Genomic DNA, 7,178 nt, shown 5'->3' with positions numbered 1-7,178 from the left:
GGGAAGAGCCCCGCCTCGGTGACGCCGAGGAGGAAGCGCAGCCACACGAACATCGTGTCGTTCGTCACGAAGGCGAACAGCGCCGCGACGATGCCCCAGGTGATGGCGATGCGGGCGAGCCAGAAACGGGCGCCGAACTTGTTCAGCAGCAGGTTCGACGGGATCTCGAAGATCGCGTAGCCGATGAAGAAGATGCCGGCGCCCAGCGCATACGCCCCGGCGGTGATGCCGCGGTCGACCGAGAGGGCCTCCTCGGCGAATCCGACGTTCGTGCGATCGAGGAACGCGACGAAGTACAGGATGATGAGCATCGGCATGAGGCGATAGGTCGCCTTCTTGATGCCGCTGTGCAGGTGTGGGCTGTCCAGCAGTACGCGCGCAGCGGCGCTGTCCGAAGTGGTTGACACGGTGCGACTCTCCTTTGAGCGGTGTGTGGCACAGGTGACCGCGGCTAGCCGCCGAGGCCGGGCAGGATGAGTGCGACGCCGACGGCGAGGCAGATCACCCCGATCACGAGGTAGGCGATACGACCTTTCGACCAGGAAGGTGACATGTGATTCCTCAGTGCATGTAGAGACCGCCGTCGACGTTCAGGGTCTGACCCGTCACGAATCCGGCGTCTTCGCTGATGAGATACGCCACCGCGGCGGCGATGTCGAGGGGGTTGCCGATGCGCGGCAGTACGCCGTCGGCCGCCATGGCCTGCTTGCGCTCGTCGGTGAGGGTGCCTCCCATGATGTCGGTGTCGATGGGTCCGGGTGAGATCACGTTCGCGGTGATGCCGAGGGGACCGAGCTCGCGCGCGATGGAGCGCATGAGCCCGATGACCCCCGCCTTCGACGCCGAGTACGGGGTCTTCGAGAACGTGCCGCCGCCGCGCTGGGCCGACACCGACGAGATGCCGATGATGCGACCGACGCCGGAGGCGACGAGGGATGCCGCCACACGCTGGGTCACCCAGTGCACGCCCTCGAGGTTGACCCCCATCAACCGGTGCCACTCCTCGGGGGTGACCTCGAGATACGGCACCGGCGAGGAGACTCCGGCGAAGTTCACGAGGGCGACGAGCTGCGGGAGCTGCGCCTCGAGCTCGTCGACGGCGGCGATCGCCTGCTCGCGGTCGGCGAGATTCGCCCCCACCCCGAGCGCCTTGACGCCGTGGGTGTCCGCGACGTCCTGCGCGGTGGCTGCGGCCGCCTCGCCGTCGACGTCGATGATGCCGACGTTCCAGCCGAGTTCGGCCAGGTGGTACGCCGTGGCCCGGCCGATGCCGCGGGGGCTGGCCGCCCCCGTGAGGATGACGGTGCGGTCAGCGGGGAACGGGGCGGCCATCACGGCTCCTTCAGCTCTCCACGGCGGCGGGGCCGGGGTGGATCGGGGCGGGGCCCAGCTCGTCGAGGAGCTTCTGCATCGCGACGTACGCCTTGTTGCGGTACGCGATGAGCTCGGGGGTGCGCTCGGCGGGCACGTCGAGGAACCCGCCGCCGGACTTCGTGCCGAACTTGCCGGCGGCGACGAGGTCCTCGAGGATCTGCGGGGTCGCGAAGCGCTCGGGGAACTCCGTCTGCAGCGACGCGTAGCAGAACGCGTACACGTCGAGCCCGGCCATGTCGGCGATCGCGAAGGGCCCGAAGAACGGCAGACGGAAGCCGAAGGTGGTGCGCACGATCGTGTCGATGTCCTCGGGCGTCGCCACCCCCTCCTCGACCAGCTGCGTCGCCTCGTGGAACAGGGCGTACTGCAGGCGGTTGAGCACGAACCCGGTGGCATCCTTCACCCGCGCGGTCTGCTTGCCGGTCGCGGCGACGATCTGCTCGACGACCGGGAGGACGGCGGGATCCGTCGTGGCGTGCGGGATGAGCTCGACGCCGGGGATGAAGGGCGCCGGGTTGGAGAAGTGCACCCCGAGGAAGCGCTCAGGGTTCACCACCGCCTCGGCCAGCTTGCCGATGAGGATCGTGGAGGTGTTGCTCCCGATGATCGCGTCGGGGGCGGCGGCCTCGCTGATGCGGCGGAGGGTGGCGTGCTTGATCTCGATCTTCTCGGGCACGGCCTCTTCGATGAAGCTCGCGCCGTCGACGGCATCCTCGATCGTCGTGGCGGTGACGCGCTCGGCGATGACGTCGGCGGCGTCGGAGGGGAACAGCCCATCGTCGGCGAACTGGCGGGCTTCGGCGATGAGGCGATCGCGGTTGCCCTGGGCGATCGCGATGTCGACGTCGGCGATGCGGACGTCGGCACCCGAGAGGGCGAGCACCTGGGCGATGCCGCCGCCCATGTAGCCGCTGCCGATCACGGCGTAGACGGGGCGAGAGGTTTCGGTCATGTTCGTCTCCTTCGTTACTGAAGAGGCTCAGTCGCCCGCGGGCTGCGGAAGCAGCGACTGCAGATAGGTGCGGTTGGTGGCGCACACCCCGAGGCTGTCGCCGCCATACTGCTCCATGAGGAACGGTCCGCGGAAGCCGACCTCGATCGCGAGCGAGACCATGGCGCGGTAGTTGATGAGGCCCTGCTCCATGGTGGTGGGCACCGAGGTGAACCAGCTGCCGTCGAGGGCCTGGTCGCGGGTGTAGTTCTTCACGTGCCAGTAGTTCGCGTACGGCAGCGTCTTCTCGTGCATCTCGCGCCAGTCCTCGATGGGCCGGTGCAGGCGGATGAGGTTGGCGATGTCGGGGTTCAGTCCGACGTTGTCCAGGCCGATCTCCTCGATGAGGCGCACGGCGCTGTCGGCGGTGCCGAGGTAGGTGTCCTCGTACATCTCCAGCGACATCGGCAGCCCCACGGATGCCGCGTGCTCCCCGAGCTCGCGCAGGCGCTTCACGGCGAGCGCGCGGGTGTCGGTGTCGTCGGGGTCAACGGGACCGGGCGCCGTCCAGAACCACAGCGCCCGCCGCTGGGCGTCCGAGAAGGGCTGATGCAGGCCCGTGGAGAACACTTGCAGACCGAGTTCAGCCGACGCGTCGATGGTGCGGTGGGCGTAGGCGAGGTTCTCTTCGCCGCGTCCCGGCTGGATCACGCTCTGACGCTGGACGTGCACGGAGATGGGCGTGACCCCGTACGAGCCGGAGATCGCGAGGAGCTCCTCCCGACGGGAGGGCGTGAGGTCGGCGGGCCGGATGTGACTGTCAGCCAGCTCGATGGCGGTGAACCCGAGTGCGGCGACCTGCGCGAACATCCGGTCCCACACCTCGGGGGCGGCGTCGTGCAGCGCCGTGCCCCCTCGATCCACCGGTGAGAACCCGTGCATGCAGACGGCGATCGGCCAGGTCCGGCTGTTCAGGGCGAGGGTCGACGTATCTGTCATGACGGCTCCGTTGGCGTGTCTCTCGAGACCGATATCTGACTCGGTTCGCCGATCCTACAGGAAATAGGCCCTCGCGGAAGAGGAAAATCCACGGCCCGCGGGCACGCCCGTCGGCCCCCTCGCCCGACGCGGGAGGAGCGAGAGCCGTCGCGTCAGTCGCCGCGCTCGACGTCGAGCGAGCGGGAGCGCACCAGCTCGATGTGCCGGCGCATCGCCTGCTCCGGCGCGCGGGCGACGTCCCCCGCGAAGGCGTCCACGATGGCGGCGTGCTCGGCGATCGCCTCGCGCACATCGGTGACCCCGTGCAGCGCCGCCTGGCGCATGCGGTGCAGCTGCGCTCCGAGCGCCTCGGACATCTCGGTGAGGTAATGGTTGCCGCAATGGTCGAACACGACGCGGTGGAAGGCGGCATCCGCCGCGAAGTACGCCGTCGTCAGCGCCAGGTCGGTGTCACCGGCGGACATCGTCGCGATGACCTCTTCGCCGATGCGACGGTGGTGCTCCTGCGCGTCGCGGAGCTCGGCGACCATCGTCGGCGAGGCGGGGGTGGCCAGGCGGGCCGCGGTGGTCTCGAGCATGAGGCGCGCGTCGAAGAGCTCGGCCAGCTGCGACGGCTTCAGCCGGGGCGCGACCCGGTAGCCCTTCAGCGCCTCCCGGGTGACCAGCCCCGTGCGCTCCAGCTGCACCATCGCCTCGCGCACCGGGGTGGGAGACACCTCCAGCTGGCGGGCGATCGTGTCGATCGACAGCCGCGCCCCCGGGACGGCCTCGCCGCTGAGGAGCAGCTGCAGGATGCGGTCATAGACGTGGTCGCGCAAGCCCCGCCGCTCGATGGTGCCGGAGAGGGCGCTCAATGCGCCGGGGTCCTGCTGCACCGTCATCGCGGGTCCTCCTGGGATGCCGGCGCCAGACGCGACGCCTCATCAAGTATCTCGCCGAACGCGGCGGGGTCGTGCGCGAAGCGGCCGAGGAAGACCCCGTCGACGGCGTCGGCGATCTCGGTGAGCAGGCCGGGACCGGCGCTTCCGCCGTAGATGACCGATGCCTGCTCGGGGGCGACGGCGAGGTGGGCACGCAGGGCCGCGCAGACGGCGCGGATGTGATCGGCGCCCGCCGGCTCGGCCGCCCCGATCGCCCAGATCGGCTCGTAGGCGATCACGACCGGGCGGTGCAGGCCCGCTGCACGCGCCGCCGCCAGGCCGGAGTCGATCTGCCGCACGACCTCCGCCGCGGCGGTGGCGGGATCACGCTGATCCGCCTCCCCCACGCAGAGCAACGGAACGATCCGGTTGCGCTGCGCGGCGGCCACCTTCGCCGCCACGACGTCATCGGTGTCCCCGAACAGACGTCGCCGCTCGGCGTGGCCGACCTCGACGTAACGGCATCCCACCTCCGCCAGCACCGCGCCGCTGACCTCGCCCGTGTACGGTCCCTCATCCTCCGTCGCGATGTCCTGCGCGCCGACGGCCAGTCCCACCGGCCTGCCGATCTCCACGCACGCCGCAATGGAGGGATACTGCGGGATGACGAAGGGCGACACCCTGCCGTCGGCGACGGCGGGGTGGTCGGCGGCCATGGCGGACACCTCCCGCGTCCACGCCACGGTGCGGGCGTGGGAGAAGTACATCTTCAGGCTCGCACCGATCAGCACGCGGGTCGCCTCCGGTCGTGGGGTGGTCAGGCGTCCTCGTACGCGCAGATCTCCTGCACCTTCTCGTTCGACGCGCTCTGCGGGTCGAACGTGTAGGTGAGCCACTCTCCGACGAGTCGGCGTGCGAGCTCCAGCCCGATCACACGCTGCCCCATGCACAGCACCTGCGCGTTGTTGGACAGCACCGCGCGCTCGACACTGTAGGGATCGTGCGCGGTCACGGCGCGCACGCCGTTGACCTTGTTCGCCGCGATCGCCACCCCGAGCCCCGTGCCGCAGATCAGCAGCGCCCGGTCGGCGTCGCCGGCGGCGACGCGCTCGGCCGCGGCGATCGCGATCGCGGGGTAGTTGGTGTGTCCGTCGGCGTCGACGCCGACATCCACGACCTCGGCGACGAGATCGTTCGCCTCGAGGTCGGCCTTGAGTCGTTCCTTGTAGTCGAAGCCCGCGTCGTCCGAGCCGATCACCAGTCGTAGTGCCATGTCAGTCGTCCTCCTTCAGAAGGTCCAGGACAGTGTGCGCCACCAGCGCGAAGGACACCGCTCCCGGGTCAGGGGTGCCGAGGCTCTTGTCTCCATGCGACCGCGCTCTGCCCACCCGCGCAGTCAGCTCAGCCGTCTGCTGCGCGGCTGCGGTGGCCACCTCGGCCGCGTGAGACCAGGCATCCGTCAGCGCGTCTCCCGCGGCGACCCGCTCGGCCAGGTCGTCGGCGAACGGAACGATCGCATCGACCATCGTCTTGTCACCAGGGAGTGCTTTACCGAACGCCATGACGGCATCCTTCATTCCCACGACACCCGACGCCACGCGCTCGGCGGTGACCTCGTCATCGTCGCCGAGCACCGCTCCGAGCGCAGCGAGCATCTCGCCCCAGATGGCGCCGGACGTGCCGCCACCCTTATCCGCCCACGCATCGCCGGCGTGCTGGAGGGTGGTGCGCGCCCCGGCCGAGGCGTCGACGGCGGCCTTCGCGGCCTCGGCGGCCGCCCGGCTGCCGCGCTGCATTCCGATGCCGTGGTCCCCGTCGCCGGCGATGCGGTCCAGGCGCCCGAGCTCGTCCGCGTGCGCGTCGAGCATCGCGGCCATGTCCTGCACGGCGCGGGCGATCAGGGCGGCCACGCCGCGTGAGGCATCGCCTGCCGCGCCGATCTCCCGGGTGTCGTCGACCGCGGCGATCTCGTCATCGGTGACCGCGCGGCGGTCGGGGACGGAGCCGCGACGGAAGGCGGGGGTGTCGCACGGCGCCAGCCAGAGACGCTCGAGCTCGTCGTCGAGCCACAGCAGGGTCAGAGATGCTCCGGCCATGTCGAAGCTCGTGCAGAACTCGCCCACCTCCGGCGAGACGACGACCGCGCCCGCCTCGGTCAGCAGCCGGTCGATCGAGCGGTAGACGACGAACAGCTCCTCGTATTTCACGCTCCCGAGGCCGTTGAGGATCGGCACCACGCGGGCGCCGGCAAGACGGACGCCCTCGGGCACCTCGTCCAGGAGCTTCGCCACGAACATCTCGGCCAGCTCCGCCGCGGTGGGGACGTCGACCTCATCGATGCCGGGTTCACCGTGGATGCCGAGCCCCACCGCCATGCGACCGGCGGGCACGTCGAACAGCGGCCCGTCGGCGCCGGGCAGCGTGCAGCCGCCGAAGGCGACGCCGAAGGAGCGCGTGCGGGCGTTGGCGAGACGGGCGACCCGCTCGACGTCGTCGAGATCGGATCCCCTCCTCGGCGGCGGCGCCGGCGACCTTGAACACCACGAGATCCCCCGCAATGCCCCGGCGCCTGTCGAGCTCGTCCTTCGGAGCGCTCCACACGTCGTCGGTGACGAGCACCGTGCGGCAGTCGATGCCGGCCTCCCGCATGCGCTCCTGCGCCTGGCCGAAGTGCAGCACGTCACCGGCGTAGTTGCCGAAGCTCAGCAGACACCGCGTCCCTCGTGCGCGGCGGTGGCCACCGAGTGCACCTGGTGGGCCGACGGCGAGGCGAAGAGGTTGCCCATCGCGGCACCGTGCGCGAGACCGGGCCCGACGAGACCGCCGAAGGCCGGGTAGTGGCCGCTGCCGCCGCCGATGACGACCGCCACGGTGGGCTCATCACCGCGGGTTGACCGCACGACGCCGCCGGTGACGGGGCGCACCCACCGCGCCGATGCCGCGACGAAGCCTTCGATCATCTCCTCGGCGAAGTCGTCGGGGTCGTTGAACAGGCGCGTCATCGCGGTCTCCTC

General features: G+C 70.4%; 7 protein-coding genes and 1 pseudogene. All 8 read right to left on the bottom strand.

All coding sequences use genetic code 11. The features are described 5' to 3' along the window. On the bottom strand, positions 1–407 hold a 407-nt coding region (locus tag NQ160_RS15195), incomplete at its 3' end, for an MFS transporter (protein WP_257516028.1). 154 nt (positions 408–561) lie between these two features. Beyond that, positions 562–1,332: an SDR family NAD(P)-dependent oxidoreductase gene (locus NQ160_RS15190; RefSeq protein WP_257516027.1), complete on the bottom strand. Its 771-nt coding sequence runs from the start codon at positions 1,330–1,332 to the stop codon at positions 562–564. Positions 1,333–1,342: 10 nt separating this feature from the next. Beyond that, positions 1,343–2,326 carry a 3-hydroxyacyl-CoA dehydrogenase family protein gene (locus tag NQ160_RS15185; protein WP_257516026.1) on the bottom strand — a complete coding sequence of 328 codons (984 nt, stop codon included), beginning with the start codon at positions 2,324–2,326 and terminating at the stop codon, positions 1,343–1,345. A 27-nt stretch (positions 2,327–2,353) separates the two neighbouring features. Next, positions 2,354–3,304, bottom strand: a complete 951-nt coding sequence (locus NQ160_RS15180) for a sugar phosphate isomerase/epimerase family protein (protein ID WP_257516025.1) — start codon at positions 3,302–3,304, stop codon at positions 2,354–2,356. 152 nt (positions 3,305–3,456) lie between these two features. Beyond that, positions 3,457–4,185 carry a GntR family transcriptional regulator gene (locus NQ160_RS15175; RefSeq protein WP_257516024.1) on the bottom strand — a complete coding sequence of 243 codons (729 nt, stop codon included), beginning with the start codon at positions 4,183–4,185 and terminating at the stop codon, positions 3,457–3,459. Beyond that, complete coding sequence (locus NQ160_RS15170; RefSeq protein WP_308211485.1) at positions 4,182–4,955, bottom strand: triose-phosphate isomerase family protein; 774 nt, start codon at positions 4,953–4,955, stop codon at positions 4,182–4,184. The genes NQ160_RS15175 and NQ160_RS15170 overlap by 4 nt, the downstream gene beginning before the upstream one ends. A 26-nt stretch (positions 4,956–4,981) precedes the next feature. Beyond that, positions 4,982–5,437, bottom strand: a complete 456-nt coding sequence (locus NQ160_RS15165; protein WP_257516023.1) for a ribose-5-phosphate isomerase — start codon at positions 5,435–5,437, stop codon at positions 4,982–4,984. A gap of 1 nt (position 5,438) precedes the next feature. Then, a pseudogene (locus NQ160_RS15160) lies at positions 5,439–7,166 on the bottom strand (dihydroxyacetone kinase family protein). Positions 7,167–7,178: the final 12 nt, after the last annotated feature.

The organism is Microbacterium sp. zg.Y909 (genome assembly GCF_024626565.1).
This window is presented reverse-complemented; position numbering and strand designations above follow the sequence as displayed.

What these genes read in the sequence shown, in the direction of transcription:
- NQ160_RS15190 (WP_257516027.1), bottom strand. Translation starts at nt 1,332, where the DNA reads ATGGCCGCCCCGTTCCCCGCTGACCGCACCGTCATCCTCACGGGGGCG.
- NQ160_RS15185 (WP_257516026.1), bottom strand. Translation starts at nt 2,326, where the DNA reads ATGACCGAAACCTCTCGCCCCGTCTACGCCGTGATCGGCAGCGGCTAC.
- NQ160_RS15180 (WP_257516025.1), bottom strand. Translation starts at nt 3,304, where the DNA reads ATGACAGATACGTCGACCCTCGCCCTGAACAGCCGGACCTGGCCGATC.
- NQ160_RS15175 (WP_257516024.1), bottom strand. Translation starts at nt 4,185, where the DNA reads ATGACGGTGCAGCAGGACCCCGGCGCATTGAGCGCCCTCTCCGGCACC.
- NQ160_RS15165 (WP_257516023.1), bottom strand. Translation starts at nt 5,437, where the DNA reads ATGGCACTACGACTGGTGATCGGCTCGGACGACGCGGGCTTCGACTAC.